Here is a 14026-nt window from a genome sequence, read left to right as displayed (position 1 = left end):
AGTTTTACGATCCGAAAACCTTCATCACTCACGCGGCGTTGCTCCGTCAGACTTTCGTCCATTGCGGAAGATTCCCTACTGCTGCCTCCCGTAGGAGTCTGGGCCGTGTCTCAGTCCCAGTGTGGCCGATCACCCTCTCAGGTCGGCTACGCATCGTTGCCTTGGTGAGCCGTTACCTCACCAACTAGCTAATGCGCCGCGGGCCCATCTGTAAGTGATAGCCGAAACCATCTTTCAGCTTTCCCTCATGTGAGGGAAAGAATTATCCGGTATTAGCCCCGGTTTCCCGGAGTTATCCCAGTCTTACAGGCAGGTTGCCCACGTGTTACTCACCCGTCCGCCGCTGACTTCAGGGAGCAAGCTCCCATCTGTCCGCTCGACTTGCATGTATTAGGCACGCCGCCAGCGTTCGTCCTGAGCCAGGATCAAACTCTCCATATAAGAGTTGATTAAGCTCATAAGTTGTCTTTTCAAAAAAGACTAATGATTTAACGTTGACGTTTTTGTTCGTTCAGTTTTCAAAGAACAATTTCCCTTTGCTATATTTTACCTAATCGCTCAGAAGCGACTTTATAAATATAACATGTGTTGATTTTAGTTGTCAACACTTTTTTTATAAGTTATCCGCCGTCTGTGAAAATGTTTTTCGTTCATATCGCAGCGACGGATATAAATATAACAAGGATTTAAATAAAGGTCAATAACTTTTAAAGTTTTTTTACGATAATTTTTTTTTGAGCTTGTAATACCTGTGATAAATTCCTTGACCCTTTGTTTCCACATTTACTACTTCGATAAAATGCTTATCAATCAAATACTCAAGAAGCATGCTTAAGTCAACTGCATATAGATAAAGCTCCTCATGGTTCATAATATCGTGGATGGACCATTCATCTTTTTCAGCAAGCACATCTGCAAGATGGTTGATTCCTTGTTTAGTTCTTGAATGAATTAAAAATTCACTTGCAAGAAACAGAAGCTCCAGTCTTTTTTCAAGAGGCTCCTGGCTATTCACCAATTCTTCATATAGCTTCATTATTTCTGGTTCAATTTGCTTTACCTGGTTCCAGACAGTTACTTCTGGATGGAATCCATTTTCGATAACAGCCAGTCTGGCCAGGTGATGAAGGGAATGAACAATATGGTTATAGGCATCAAAATAATGGCGATTTTCAAAAAAGGCTTTGCCATCCATATATCTTCTGATCAGCTTGGCAAACTCAAGACCCATTTTTAATTTTCGTCCATAAAACGGAAATTCTCTTAATTCCACCTTCAGGTTATGAATATATTCATTTCGATCGAATAAAACTTTCCCATTATAAAGCCAATCGAAGATCTTCCGGTTCGACCCCAGCAGGATCCATTCGCGAAGCTGCTTGTCTGTCACGATATGAAGAGCAGCTTTTTTATCTTTATATGTGTAATGTTTAACAAACACAGGTTCATCTGCTTCCTCTACAAGGATCAGCAGTACAGCATCAAATGTATCCGTAGCAGGAATAGCTTTTTGCAGTTTTTCGGTCATTATCACGCCAAGAGTGTTTGTCTGGCTTGCCCGTTCTTGATATATAGGACGGAGAATATCTTCCATCATAATTCCTCCATTTTATTGATAGCGTATATCTTCGACAATTATAAATGAAATCCTTCCTAAATGTGAGACATTTTTCGACACCATTCTATATTAATATTTATTTAAGCAAAAGGAGTATGGTATAGTTAGTTTTTAGGAGGGAGCAGAATGGCTAAGTACTCAAATAAAATCAATAAGATTCGCACATTTGCCCTTAGTTTAATTTTTATCGGATTTATCGTTATGTATCTCGGAATATTCTTTAGGAATTCCGCTCTTCTCATGACAATATTTATGCTTCTTGGAATGCTCTGCATTCTTGCTAGCACCGGTGTATATTTTTGGATCGGCATGCTTTCAACAAAGACCGTGCAGGTGGTTTGCCCAAATTGCGGAAAACATACAAAGATGCTTGGCCGGGTTGATATGTGCATGTACTGCAATGAACCTTTAACGCTCGATCCAAAACTTGAGGGCGTTGAATTTGATGAAAAATACAACAAAAAAAATACGAAGCAGAGCTGATTTATCTCTTGCTTCATATTCAAGTTCAAGAAGGACCGGCTGTCTGACAGCCGGTTTTTTTATGGAAAAATAAAAAGCTGACAGCACACAGCCGGCAGCTTTAAATAATTTATTAGTGAGCTTCTTTACTTGCACATTCCGGACACGTTCCGTAAATCTCCATTCTATGATGGCTGATTTTAAAACCTGTAACATGTGAAGCAAGGTGCTCTACTTCATCAAGACCAGGATAGTGGAAGTCTACAATCTTGCCGCAGCTTTCACATATGACATGATAATGATGAGTGGTTACAAAATCGAAGCGGCTGGATGCGTCACCATATGTCAGTTCCTTTACCAGGCCAACCTCACGGAATACTCGTAAATTATTGTAAACTGTTGCCACACTCATATTTGGAAATTTACCCTCTAATGCTTTGTATATATCGTCAGCAGTAGGGTGTGACATGGAGTTTATTAAATATTCAAGTATCGCATGACGCTGCGGAGTGATACGGACTCCAGTGTCTTTTAAAGTATCCAGCGCCTCTTTTAATTCCATATGCGCCACCGCCATGCACCTCTTTTCCAACAAATATTCTTACTTTATAATCTTTATAAATAGTGTACTAATTTTTTACCACATTTGTCAATATTACAAACTCCGTAATAGAGGGAATCAACTTTTTTCAGCGTGAAGCGATTGCTCACCGGAGCCTAAATGATGGTTGGCAAATCGGGCAGCAACAAACAGCAGATCTGACAATCGCTTCAGATAAACTAAAACGAGCGGATTCACTTCTTCGCCAAGCGGGACCGCATATCGTTCCGCTCTTCTCACCACCGTTCTAGCCACATGGAATGCAGCTCCCGAAGGATGACCGCCGGGTAAAATAAAATTATTAAGCGCTGCAATGTCAGCTTCCCACTCATCAATTTGCTTTTCCATGAAGGTGATACCCTCTTCCTTTATCGTCCATTTTACTTCTTTTCCAGCAGGTGTTGCCAGCTCTGCTCCTGCATGAAACAGGTCTGTCTGCACTTTATGAAACACCCGTTACACTTTTTCTCTGCCGCTGAAATACTCACTTCTTAAATGGCTTAAGGCCATTCCAATCATAGAATTAGCCTCATCACATGAGCCGTATGCCTCTACGTGAATGTCCTTTTTACTGAATCTTTGCCCGTATATTAATGACGTTGTCCCCTTATCTCCCGTTCTTGTATAAATCCTCATCTTAATACCCTCTTTCAAAAATCGATCGCATTAATATAATCTTTGTTATTTTATATATATGTATGAAGGTTATACTTAAAAATTCAACCAGACTTGGGCCTTTTCATTTTCAGCAAGCAGTTTGTTTAACATGCCCTAACATAGTACCAAACGTAAACTCAGCCATAGAAATTTTATGGATTCCCCTTGCATTTGTAATTAAGATGCCTTCCTTATTTTGTTTTGAAAGGCATTTCAACTATTCTGCTGTTAGATCTTCTCTATATGTAATAAACACTTCAGCACATAAGGACTCCCCTGCGGCTTCAAATCCGTCAAAAAAAACAGAAAATCCCCTTGAGGATAATCCAGTCTTACCTCTTCCTGCAGCTCTTTTGGGGAAGCAAAAATGGAAGAAACAATTTTCATAAACTCCATTCCATCTTTGGTTTATTCACCATATCCTCCCATGCCGATTGACAGAAATAATATACATAAAAAAAACGAACCCGTTCAGGTCCGTTTCGAAAAAGTATCTGAGGAGGTATGCCCTAATAAAATGATATGCAAAACTTGTTCTTCGGAATGGACAAAAGCCTTGTTCTGTTAAAAAATAGGCAACCCATTTACGGCTAGGCCAAATTCTCCTTTATATATTCCAGTGCCTCCTCGACATGCCCTTTCACCTTAACCTTGCGCCACTCTTTAACCAGAATGCCTTCCTGGTCAATAATAAAAGTGGAACGTTCAATTCCCATATATTCTTTCCCGAAGTTCTTTTTCAGTTTCCAAACATCGTAGGCATCTGCTGCTTTATGCTCCTCATCCGCAAGCAGCAGGAAAGGCAATCCATGCTTTTCAATGAACTTCTCATGCCTGCTGAGCGGATCGGGGCTTATTCCTAAAATGACAGCATTCACATATGCAAAATTCTCATGACTGTCCCTGAAATCACATGCCTGAGTTGTGCATCCAGGCGTCATGTCTTTCGGGTAAAAATAAAGAACAATATTTTTCCCGCGGTAATCTGTTAACTTTACCTTTTCGCCATTACTGGCCTCGAGCTCAAATTCCGGAGCTGGTTTACCGATTTCCATTGCCATTTTTACTCCTCCTGTTGAATAGGTTTCTTACTCTAAGCCTATCCAACTTTGTGGTCAAAAACAACTGATAGCATTATGAAACGCGGTCACCAGCATCAAATACTACTCTGGCAACAAAAGCTGCCGGTATCACATAACCAATTAACGCTTCCAATACGGCAATTAGCCTGCCTATTCCAACAGGACTGATATCTCCATACCCAACAGAAAAAAGAGTTACCGCACTAAAATAAAAACCCGTCTCCAGTCTCTCGAGGAAACCAGTTTCCATATAGTCAGTGCCGTCCATTAAAACCACCAGCCCATGTAAATCAAGCCATATATATATAAGGCCAAACCCAATCATAATCGTTGCATACAAACTTATTAGATAAAGGAAATTCTCCACAGAAACCCATCTTCCCTTTATCTTGGCGGATGAAAAAAGAGTCTGGAGACTCATGATCATGCACAGCACGATTAAAATCAGCGATAAATAAAATGCCATACTGCACCTCATTTCGAAATGCTTATCAATTCATTTATACGCTTATGGCCAATCCTATATGACAGCCTGTCTTTGAAACGTCTTTCTGCTAATAGTCAGAATTTCTTCCCATAAAAAAAGCCAGGGATTTAACCCGGCTTTAATTACCCGCACCACGATAACGCTTAACACCTGAATTCCAAGTCAGAATCGAAATGCCAAAGAATACTATACCGATTACAGGCGTTAAAAAGGAATACAAAAACCATTCCTCTTTCCCTAAAAAGTATGAAGCTGGATATACACCAACAAAGGCAAACGGAAGCACCCAGGTTAGGACGAATCGTATGACACTATTATAAATATCAACTGGATACCTTCCATAATTCCCGATGTTGTACATCATCGGCATGATGGATGTTCTGGCATCCGCCCAAAAGCTGATGCAGGCAATCATGACAAAGATGCCTCCGTACACAAGCATTCCACCTATCACAAATAAGAAGAATAAGAAGGGATCTGTCCAGGATATCTCTAAACCAAGACTGTTTCCGGCGTAAATCATAACCGCAATTCCAGTAACAGCCCCAAAAAGAGATTCAAGTTCCATCCGTTCTAAAACGATTTGGAACAGACTATGGATCGGCCGGGTTAAAATCCTATCAAGTTCTCCTTTTACAATATACCTCTCATTAAAATCCCAAATATTAAAGAAAGATGAAAACAATGCATAGGGAACAAGGAAAAATCCGTAAATAAAGATAATTTCATCCCTTGTCCATCCCCCAAGAAGATTTGTATGGCCAAAGACGACTATGATAAAAATTAAATTGACTGCCTGAAATAATAGATCTGAAAAGATCTCAACAAATAAATCTGCACGGTACTGCATTCTTGTTTTCATGTATTGGGCAACATATTGAAAGAAAATGGCTATATAAAACATCTGTCACCCTCCTTGAATAATGAGCTGCTTTTTCGCTATGATCCACAGAACCTGAATTGGCATTATCAGAATAAGAACCCAGACCCCCTGCATAATGATAGCCTGGATAGCTTCATTATTTGAAAAGCTATTTGTAAAGATCATGCTCGGCACATAGCTAATACCCTGAAAGGGCAGAAATCTTAATATATCCTGTGCCCAGACCGGAAAAAAGCTGATGGGAATCAGAAGACCGGAAAAGAGATCAATCACAACTCTTTTCGCCCGGATAAGCCCAGTATTATTATATAAGAAGAAAGTGGTAATGCCTGTCAGCAAATTAATTTGCGTATTAATAAGAAAACTTAATAAAATCGATACCGAAAAGAAAAGCCAGGTAGTCCAATCCGCAGAAAATTGGAGCGGAAAAATGAACGAGACAATTGCCATTCCCGGAACCGAGAAAAAGAAGAGACGGAATATTCCTTCTCCCAATCCCTGCATCGTTTTCATGCCCAAATAATTATATGGGCGGATCAGTTCCACTGCTACTTTCCCTTCTTTAATCTCAGCAGCCATTTCCCTGTCTATATTATTAAAATAAAATGCCCTTGCCATCCACGCTACAGCCACATATGTCGACATCTGGATCACAGACATTCCCTCAATCGCATCTTTTTCTCCATAAATAGCGCTCCACAAGAAATAGTAAGCACCAATATTAATGCTGTATATCAGAATGCCCGTATAGTAATTCGTTCGGTAGGCAAGCATCATCAAAAAGCGGATCCGAATCATTTCTATATACTTATCCATAGGAATACCCCCGGATAAAAATAAATCCTTCCATTACGATATCCCCCGGTCATAAATATTTCTTATAATTTCTTCTGTTGAAGTTTCTTTAATATTGATATCTTTCACTTTCAAATCCGCCACCACTTTTGCGATCAACAAGGAAATCAGTTCATCATTATCCTCTGTAAAGGCCGTAAAGATCGCTTCTTTATCATCCTTTTCCCATTTTACTTCCGATGAAGCCGTAATTTTGTTTAAGTCGCTAAGATCCACTTCTTCAAGAAATTGAAATTCTATCTCCTTCCCTTCTCCCCATTTTTCCTTCAGGCTTTTTAATGTTCCATCATAAATGATTTTCCCGTCATCTAACATAACCACTCGTTCGCATAACGCCTCAATATCCGACAGATCATGAGTAGTCAGCAGAATGGTTGTATTATATTTTTCATTAATTTCTTTTAAAAACTCCCTGATTTTTAATTTAACAAGCACATCAAGCCCAATTGTCGGCTCATCCAGAAACAGCAGCGGCGGATTATGGATGAGTGCTGCTGCCAGTTCACACCTCATTCTCTGCCCGAGTGAAAGCTTCCGGACCGGCTTATCCAGCAGCGGTTCAATATCTAAGGTTTTGATGACATGCGCCATATGGCTGTCGTATTGCTCATCAGTAACTTTGTACACCTTCTTAAGCAGCCTGAAGGATTCCTGTACAGCAATATCCCACCAAAGCTGAGATCTCTGGCCGAAGACAACTCCAATCGTGCTGACGAATTTTTCACGGTCTTTATGAGGATTCATTCCATTCACAATCACTTCACCGCTGGTTGGGGTTAGAATCCCAGTCAGCATTTTTATGGTGGTTGATTTCCCCGCTCCGTTTTCACCAATATACCCAACCATCTCCCCTTGCTTTACATTAAAACTGATATTGTTAACCGCTGGCACAATTTTATAATTCCTAGTAAGCAAATCACGGAAAGCACCTTTTAATCCTGAGCGGCTTGAATAAGCTTTAAACTCCTTCTTTAAGTTCCGTACTGTTATTGCCTCATTCATCATTATTCCTCCTGCCAATTAATGCCCTAATGAAATAGTTTAGACAAACAGCGCTTTCTTCACAACTAGATTGCTCTATTTCCGCTTTCTAAAATACAGAATAGTCCGCCTTCCCCTTAGATTGGACGATGCCCCTTCCAAACATGTTAAAATAATGATGAACGTATAATTGGATTTTATCAGGAGGATTAACATGCAATTTACTAATTCTGAACGGCTGCATAAACAGGCTTTAGAACATATTGTCGGCGGGGTGAACAGTCCTTCCCGCTCTTATAAAGCAGTTGGCGGCGGCTCGCCGGTTGCAATGGAACGTGCACAGGGCGCTTATTTCTGGGACGTGGACGGCAATCAATATATTGATTATCTGGCTGCATACGGTCCCATCATTACCGGGCATGCCCACCCCCATATTACAGAAGCTATAAAAACAGCAGCTGAGCGCGGAGTATTATATGGAACTCCTACACCTCATGAAGTAAAGTTCGCCGAAATGCTAAAAGAAGCAATGCCTAATTTGGATAAAGTCCGCTTTGTGAACTCAGGAACTGAAGCGGTCATGACCACCATACGTGTTGCAAGAGCCTATACGGGCAGAGACAAAATTATTAAGTTTGCAGGCTGCTATCACGGCCATTCCGATCTTGTACTGGTTGCTGCAGGTTCAGGGCCGTCAACACTTGGAACCCCTGACTCTGCCGGGGTTCCAAAGAGCATTGCCCAGGAAGTGATTACAGTTCCTTTCAATGAAATCGAACCATATAAGGAAGCGCTGGAAAAATGGGGCGGCCAAATCGCTGCCGTCCTGGTTGAACCAATTGTCGGCAACTTTGGAATTGTTGAACCCGAGCCAGGGTTTTTAGAACAGGTTAACGAATTAACACATGCAGCCGGTGCACTAGTCATTTATGATGAAGTTATCACAGCTTTCCGGTTTATGTATGGCGGTGCCCAGGATCTGTTAGGCGTAAAACCTGACTTGACAGCTATGGGGAAAATCATAGGAGGCGGTCTTCCAATCGGTGCATATGGCGGGAAGCAGGAAATCATGGAAACAGTTGCTCCGTTAGGTCCTGCATATCAAGCCGGTACAATGGCTGGTAATCCAGCTTCAATTCTGTCTGGAATTGCATGTCTCGAAGTTTTGAAGCAGCCAGGTGTCTATGAATATCTGGACCAGCTTGGCGAATTGCTTGAAAAAGGCATTAGCGCAGCTGCCGAAGAACATAACATTCCAATTACAATTAACCGATTAAAAGGTGCCCTGACAATCTACTTTACGGAAGAAAAAGTTGTAAATTATGAGCAGGCAGAAAATACAGATGGAGAAATGTTTGCAAAGTTCTTCAAGCTGATGCTCAACCAGGGAATAAACCTCGCACCATCAAAATATGAAGCATGGTTTATGACAATCGCGCATACCGAGGAAGATATCCACGCAACGATTCACGCTGTACAAAACGCATTTCAGCAATTAAAAGGCGAATAAATATTCATATTTTTATACATTAACGGAAGCAGAAATGCTTCCGTTTTCTTTAACTCCACTAATGAAAACGTTTACATACAAGGGGATTTTTTATACATAAACCAATGTCCCACTCAAAATCATATCCAACTTTTTGTATAAATAATTGATTTCTGAAAATTCATATGATATGATGGGAGAAATCTTTTGTGTTAGAGCGGATTACGCTGACATAGAGAGTTTAATTTATTATTAGCCTGTCCCGAATAATCGAACTATTCATTCAATAAATGCTTATGCATTTATCCTTTCAAAGCAAGATTAACTTTGCAGCAGCCTCATTTAAAACCCGTAAACATTAAATTTTTATAGATTACTATTTTTCCGGAGGTGAACGGCTTTAAGGCACAGCCTTATTTTCAGCCGAATTTTATGACATTACAGCAATGGAGTCCTTCACTTTTTAAAGAGTTTTACCGTCAGGAGCACGATGCTTGCGGCATTGTTTCTGCAATGGAGAAAAAGAAAGTCCCAACCCGCGAAAATATTTTCAGCTGTATCAACGCACTTGTTACGATGAATCACCGTGCCGGTTTTATTAATGGAGAAGGCGATGGTGTAGGGATTCATATTGATATCCCAAGAGAGCTATGGAAAGAAAAGTTAAAGGAAGCAGGAGCAGATTCTAAAGCAGCAGACAAGGAAGGATTTGTCGTTGGACATGTGTTTATGTCCAGAAAGCAGGATACGGAATCACTTAAAGCCATATTGCTGCAAAAGCTTGCTGACGCAAATCTAATGGTTATTTATGCATCTGACGAAGTAACCGAGTCCTCAGCTTTAGGTCCCATTGCCATCCAGGAAAATCCTGTATTCTGGCAGTTTGCCTGTTTAGCAGAGGAGAATGGCGGAGAGCTTTCCAAAAAGCTGTTTGAATTAATTGTTGACTTTGAAGAAGACGAACATGTTCATGTCGCTTCCCTTAGCCAGCATCATGCTGTATACAAAGTAATGGGAGCGGGAGACATTCTGCCTAAATACTATCATGATTTAGCGAGCCCGCTTGTTGCGTCAACAATGACGCTTGGGCACAATCGCTATTCCACTAACACTTTATCAAGCTTTTTCCGCGTACAGCCTTTTAGTGTGTTAGGACATAACGGAGAAATCAACACGATTGCCAAGCTTAGGGATGAAGCCAAAATGGTTGGCGTTCCGCTTGTAAAAGACGGCAGTGATTCTCAGGATTTGAGCAGAACACTTGAAACGTTTATCTGCAGGGATGGATTTACCCTGTTTGAAGCAATGGATGTTATGTTCCCGCCTATCGTGAATGAAATTAAATCATACCCTGATCACCTTCAGGATATGTACGCCTATATCCGTGAAGCATGGGGACATTTTGCTCAAGGTCCAGCAGGAATTATTTCCCGATTTGCCGATGAGGCTGTTTTCAGTGTCGATGCGCTGGGTCTCCGCCCGCTTTGGATGCTGGAAACTGAAAGTTCTTATCTGTTCTCTTCTGAGCCTGGTATCATCTCATCCAGTGAATATGTAAATGAACCTAAGCCGCTTTCACCGGGTGAAAAAGTTGGTTTAAAATGGGACGGAGATACACTTGCCGTATACGAACACAGCCATTATCAGGCTGAAGTTTTTGACAGATTTTCAAAGAGAGTGAACTCTGATAACTTCCGGATTCGCCTGCAATCTCCTAAACTGGAGAAAACCATCTCTGTAAACTATCCGGATAAGATTCATAATGGGCAGTATAAAGCTTTCGGCTGGGAGAGAGACCATGTCCACCTGGTAGAACAAATGGCAGAAAAAGGAGCGGAGCCAATTCGGTCCCTTGGACACGACTCCCCTTTAGCAGCATTAAATCCTCAACGGAAAAACATCGCAGATTTTATTAAGGAAAGTGTTGCTGTTGTTACAAACCCTGCCATTGACCGTGACCGGGAAACTGAGCATTTCTCAACCCGCACGATTATTGGCCAGCGTCCTTCTTTATTTGAAAAACAGGAGCCAGGGGCCGTAATTGAATTGCAGACTCCTATTTTGATAGAAGGCAAAGCAGGCTATGATTGTTCCGATGAACTAAATCAGCCGAGCTACGACCAGGTAACCTGCTTCTATCAGGAACAAAAGCTGATTTCTTATTTGTCTACCACATTTACGAAAGATGAAACGGTAAAAGAAGCTTTAGACCGTTTATCAGCAGAAGCAGTTGATGCTGTCAAAAATGGCAAAACCCTGCTTGTACTAGACGACGCCAATGCTCATCTGGAGGATGCTTACTGGATTGATCCGCACCTGGCGGTCTCTGCAATCGATCAAGCTCTTGTAAAAGAGGCTATGCGCCGTGAATGTTCCCTATTGCTGCGCTCAGCATCAATCAGATCGCTTCATGATATCATCACAGCATTCGGTTTAGGCGCTGATATTATAAGTCCTTACTATATGTTTATGACAGTTCTTGGCGAATCTGAAACACCGCTGAAGAATTTATACTCAGCTCTGACTAAAGGACTTGAAAAAGTCATTTCAACAATCGGCATTCATGAATTAAGAGGCTATGGTCGTTTATTCTCTGCCATTGGTCTTCACGAAGAATTAGCCGAATACCTGAATATAGTAAACTTCTTCGGATCTAAGGAGCTTTCATTTAGCTTTAGCGCTTTAAAAGAAGATGCATTTGCAAGAGCAGAAGATTACCAGAATGAAAAAGAGCGGATCGGAAAAACATTCAGCCTTTTCCCTCGCATCTGGAAAGCGATCGGCGAAGTTGCCTCCACTGGTGACTACAATGCATATAAGGAAAAAATCACAGAACAGGAAGACCAGAATCCAACAACAATCCGTCATTTAACCGGATTTAAGGAAACTGCTTCTCATCTAAACCCTGAGGATATCAGCTTAAATGTGGGCGAGCATGACCTGCCATTTGTCATCTCCTCCATGTCCTTTGGGTCTCAGAATGAAACAGCCTTCAGAGCCTATGCTGAAGGTGCTGATCGCTTGAACATGGTCAGCCTGAACGGCGAAGGCGGAGAAATCAAGGATATGCTTGGAAAATATCCGAGAACCCGCGGACAGCAGGTAGCATCAGGACGATTTGGTGTTAATGCCGAGCTCCTTAATTCATCCAACCTGCTGGAAATAAAAATAGGCCAGGGTGCAAAGCCTGGTGAAGGAGGCCACCTTCCCGGATCCAAGGTAACTGCAAAAATTGCTGAAGCACGTAATGCAACAATTGGATCGGATTTGATTTCACCTTCGAACAATCATGACATCTACTCAATTGAAGATTTGGCACAGATGATTCACGAGCTTAAAACAGCCAATGACAAAGCTAAAGTTGCTGTAAAGGTGCCAGTTGTGCCGAATATTGGAACCATCGCAGTCGGAATTGCAAAAGCTGGCGCTGATATTATCACACTGAGCGGTTTTGACGGAGGTACAGGTGCAGCAAGAATTCATGCCTTGCAGCACGTAGGTCTTCCGGTTGAAATTGGTGTTAAGGCAGCCCACAATGCCCTGCTGGAAGCAGGAATCCGCGATAATGTGGAGCTTTGGGCTGATGGAGGAATCAAGAGTGCAGCAGACGTATTAAAGGTTATGCTGCTAGGTGCTAACCGTGTAGGCTTTGGTACACTTTCCATGCTTGCTATCGGCTGTACGACATGCCGCGGCTGCCATCTTGATACTTGCCATGTCGGTATTGCAACACAAATTGATTCAGAAGCCCAAGCAAAGGAACATGGTTTAAGAAGGTTTGTTCCACGTCAATTTGACCTTGCTGTCCAGGGCATCATGAACCTGTTTACGGCTTTTGGCAACGAACTGAAGGCATTGGCAGCTTCAATTGGTGTAAAAAACCTGCAGGATGCAGTAGGGCGTTCTGACCTGCTTGTACAGATTAAGGGCCAGGATCAGCTTGAACTGACTCACCTTCTGAAAACACTTGAAATCGGCCAATTCTCTGTTCAGGAAACACCTGAAGCCCTGCAGGAAGCCCAGCTGCAAGTAGCTGTTGGAGCAGAGTATCTGGACGCAAGTGTGGAAGAATTACATCAGTCACGTGAGTTCCATAGCATCACTTCCGAGCAGCGAGTACTGGGAAGCCGAGTGTCCTGCCACCGTGTAAGAGACAGACTCGACGGTTCTTATAAAACTCTTCCGCAAGTTGACTTGAAATACAAAGGCGGATCCATCCCGGGCAACGGCCTTGGAGCTTACAACAGCTTCGGCATCAACATCGAAGTTGCTGGAGGAGCACAGGATGGCATCGGAAAAACTTCTTTCGGCGGACAAATTAAAATCTTTAAAGCAAAAGGCAAGAATGGCAAGTTTTATAATGGCTCTGTTGGTAAAGGCTTTGGTTATGGCGCTCAGCAAGGTTTGCTTGTGGCTCAAGGAAACGCTGACGCCCGTGCCGGAATCAGATTATCTGGAGCAGATATGATTATCGGCGGCCTGCTGGAAAAGCCGCTGCCGGAAAAGGAATACGGCAATATCGGTTCAAATGCGAATATTAAAGGATTTGCCTTTGAGTATATGACTAATGGCCGAGGCCTAGTCCTGGGAGATGCTGGTCCATGGATCTGCGCAGGAATGACAGGCGGTGTTGTTTACTTAAGACACCAGCCGGAAATGGGCTTAACAAAAGAAGCCATCCAGCGCAGAATTGCCAAGGGAGCAAAAGTCTCTGTTACTTCTCTTTCAGATAAAGGAAAGGAAGATGTAAAAGATCTGCTCGGCCAATACGTTGCATTGTTGAAAGATCAAGGCCAGGAAGAGGAAGCTTTAAAGCTTGCTTCCCTTCTTAATCATCCAGAAGACCACTTCGTTCAGGTCATTCCAGTCAAAGAACAAGCAGATCCTTCTGTTTCCACAGAGTGATGTTCT

At 42.0% G+C, this 14026-nt stretch carries 11 protein-coding genes, 1 rRNA gene and 1 pseudogene (1 of these 13 running past the window's edge); 4 read left to right on the top strand and 9 right to left on the bottom strand.

The genetic code is table 11. From position 1 onward, the window contains the following. Positions 1-441: ribosomal RNA gene (locus tag ACR42H_RS06190) — 16S ribosomal RNA — on the bottom strand (it extends 1109 nt beyond the left edge of the window). 277 nt (positions 442-718) lie between these two features. Continuing rightward, positions 719-1594, bottom strand: a complete 876-nt coding sequence (locus ACR42H_RS06185) for a nucleotidyltransferase-like protein (protein ID WP_113883218.1) — start codon at positions 1592-1594, stop codon at positions 719-721. Positions 1595-1744: 150 nt separating this feature from the next. On the opposite strand from ACR42H_RS06185, the gene ACR42H_RS06180 reads away from it, so the two are divergent. Then, positions 1745-2101 (top strand): YgzB family protein, encoded by a 357-nt coding sequence (locus tag ACR42H_RS06180; protein WP_009335859.1) that lies wholly within the window; start codon positions 1745-1747, stop codon positions 2099-2101. 112 nt (positions 2102-2213) lie between these two features. On the opposite strand, the gene perR is transcribed toward ACR42H_RS06180, so the two are convergent. Both perR and ACR42H_RS06170 read right to left on the bottom strand, forming a co-directional pair. Beyond that, positions 2214-2651 carry a peroxide-responsive transcriptional repressor PerR gene (perR, locus tag ACR42H_RS06175; protein ID WP_166672513.1) on the bottom strand — a complete coding sequence of 146 codons (438 nt, stop codon included), beginning with the start codon at positions 2649-2651 and terminating at the stop codon, positions 2214-2216. Between the two features lie 108 nt (positions 2652-2759). Further along, positions 2760-3317, bottom strand: a pseudogene (locus ACR42H_RS06170) (cob(I)yrinic acid a,c-diamide adenosyltransferase). A gap of 62 nt (positions 3318-3379) precedes the next feature. Between ACR42H_RS06170 and ACR42H_RS06165 the strand changes: the two are divergent. Beyond that, positions 3380-3727, top strand: coding sequence for a hypothetical protein (locus ACR42H_RS06165; RefSeq protein WP_436375122.1), 348 nt, complete (start codon positions 3380-3382; stop codon positions 3725-3727). Between the two features lie 201 nt (positions 3728-3928). Here ACR42H_RS06165 and bcp read toward each other — a convergent pair whose 3' ends face one another. From bcp to ACR42H_RS06140, 5 genes are all read right to left on the bottom strand, one after another. Next, the gene (bcp, locus tag ACR42H_RS06160) at positions 3929-4399 is read right to left on the bottom strand and encodes a thioredoxin-dependent thiol peroxidase (protein WP_436375120.1); all 471 of its coding nucleotides are present in this window, start codon (positions 4397-4399) and stop codon (positions 3929-3931) included. Positions 4400-4472: 73 nt separating this feature from the next. Next, positions 4473-4886 (bottom strand): potassium channel family protein, encoded by a 414-nt coding sequence (locus ACR42H_RS06155; protein WP_009335854.1) that lies wholly within the window; start codon positions 4884-4886, stop codon positions 4473-4475. A gap of 139 nt (positions 4887-5025) precedes the next feature. Further along, complete coding sequence (locus ACR42H_RS06150; RefSeq protein ID WP_113883216.1) at positions 5026-5811, bottom strand: ABC transporter permease; 786 nt, start codon at positions 5809-5811, stop codon at positions 5026-5028. 3 nt (positions 5812-5814) lie between these two features. Continuing rightward, a complete protein-coding gene (locus ACR42H_RS06145; RefSeq protein ID WP_436375117.1) occupies positions 5815-6606 on the bottom strand; it encodes an ABC transporter permease in 792 nt (263 codons plus the stop codon). Between the two features lie 33 nt (positions 6607-6639). Further along, positions 6640-7647, bottom strand: a complete 1008-nt coding sequence (locus tag ACR42H_RS06140; protein WP_436375115.1) for an ABC transporter ATP-binding protein — start codon at positions 7645-7647, stop codon at positions 6640-6642. Positions 7648-7840: 193 nt separating this feature from the next. Here ACR42H_RS06140 and ACR42H_RS06135 point away from each other — a divergent pair, with 193 nt between their 5' ends. Together ACR42H_RS06135 and ACR42H_RS06130 are read left to right on the top strand one after the other, a co-directional pair. After that, positions 7841-9136 carry a glutamate-1-semialdehyde 2,1-aminomutase gene (locus ACR42H_RS06135; RefSeq protein WP_113883213.1) on the top strand — a complete coding sequence of 432 codons (1296 nt, stop codon included), beginning with the start codon at positions 7841-7843 and terminating at the stop codon, positions 9134-9136. Positions 9137-9547: 411 nt separating this feature from the next. Further along, positions 9548-14020, top strand: coding sequence for a glutamate synthase-related protein (locus ACR42H_RS06130; RefSeq protein WP_436375113.1), 4473 nt, complete (start codon positions 9548-9550; stop codon positions 14018-14020). Positions 14021-14026: the final 6 nt, after the last annotated feature.

The organism is Cytobacillus sp. BC1816 (genome assembly GCF_051353635.1).
Taxonomy (GTDB): domain Bacteria; phylum Bacillota; class Bacilli; order Bacillales; family Cytobacillaceae; genus Cytobacillus; species Cytobacillus oceanisediminis_C.
Note: the sequence above shows the minus strand (reverse complement) of the source record. Positions and strands in the feature narration are given on the sequence as shown.

Coding starts and splice junctions, on each gene's coding strand:
- ACR42H_RS06180 (WP_009335859.1), top strand. CDS start 1,745: ATGGCTAAGTACTCAAATAAAATCAATAAGATTCGCACATTTGCCCTT.
- ACR42H_RS06165 (WP_436375122.1), top strand. CDS start 3,380: ATGAAGGTTATACTTAAAAATTCAACCAGACTTGGGCCTTTTCATTTT.
- ACR42H_RS06130 (WP_436375113.1), top strand. CDS start 9,548: ATGACATTACAGCAATGGAGTCCTTCACTTTTTAAAGAGTTTTACCGT.
- ACR42H_RS06145 (WP_436375117.1), bottom strand. CDS start 6,606: ATGGATAAGTATATAGAAATGATTCGGATCCGCTTTTTGATGATGCTT.
- ACR42H_RS06140 (WP_436375115.1), bottom strand. CDS start 7,647: ATGAATGAGGCAATAACAGTACGGAACTTAAAGAAGGAGTTTAAAGCT.
- ACR42H_RS06135 (WP_113883213.1), top strand. CDS start 7,841: ATGCAATTTACTAATTCTGAACGGCTGCATAAACAGGCTTTAGAACAT.
- ACR42H_RS06185 (WP_113883218.1), bottom strand. CDS start 1,594: ATGGAAGATATTCTCCGTCCTATATATCAAGAACGGGCAAGCCAGACA.
- bcp (WP_436375120.1), bottom strand. CDS start 4,399: ATGGCAATGGAAATCGGTAAACCAGCTCCGGAATTTGAGCTCGAGGCC.
- ACR42H_RS06155 (WP_009335854.1), bottom strand. CDS start 4,886: ATGGCATTTTATTTATCGCTGATTTTAATCGTGCTGTGCATGATCATG.
- ACR42H_RS06150 (WP_113883216.1), bottom strand. CDS start 5,811: ATGTTTTATATAGCCATTTTCTTTCAATATGTTGCCCAATACATGAAA.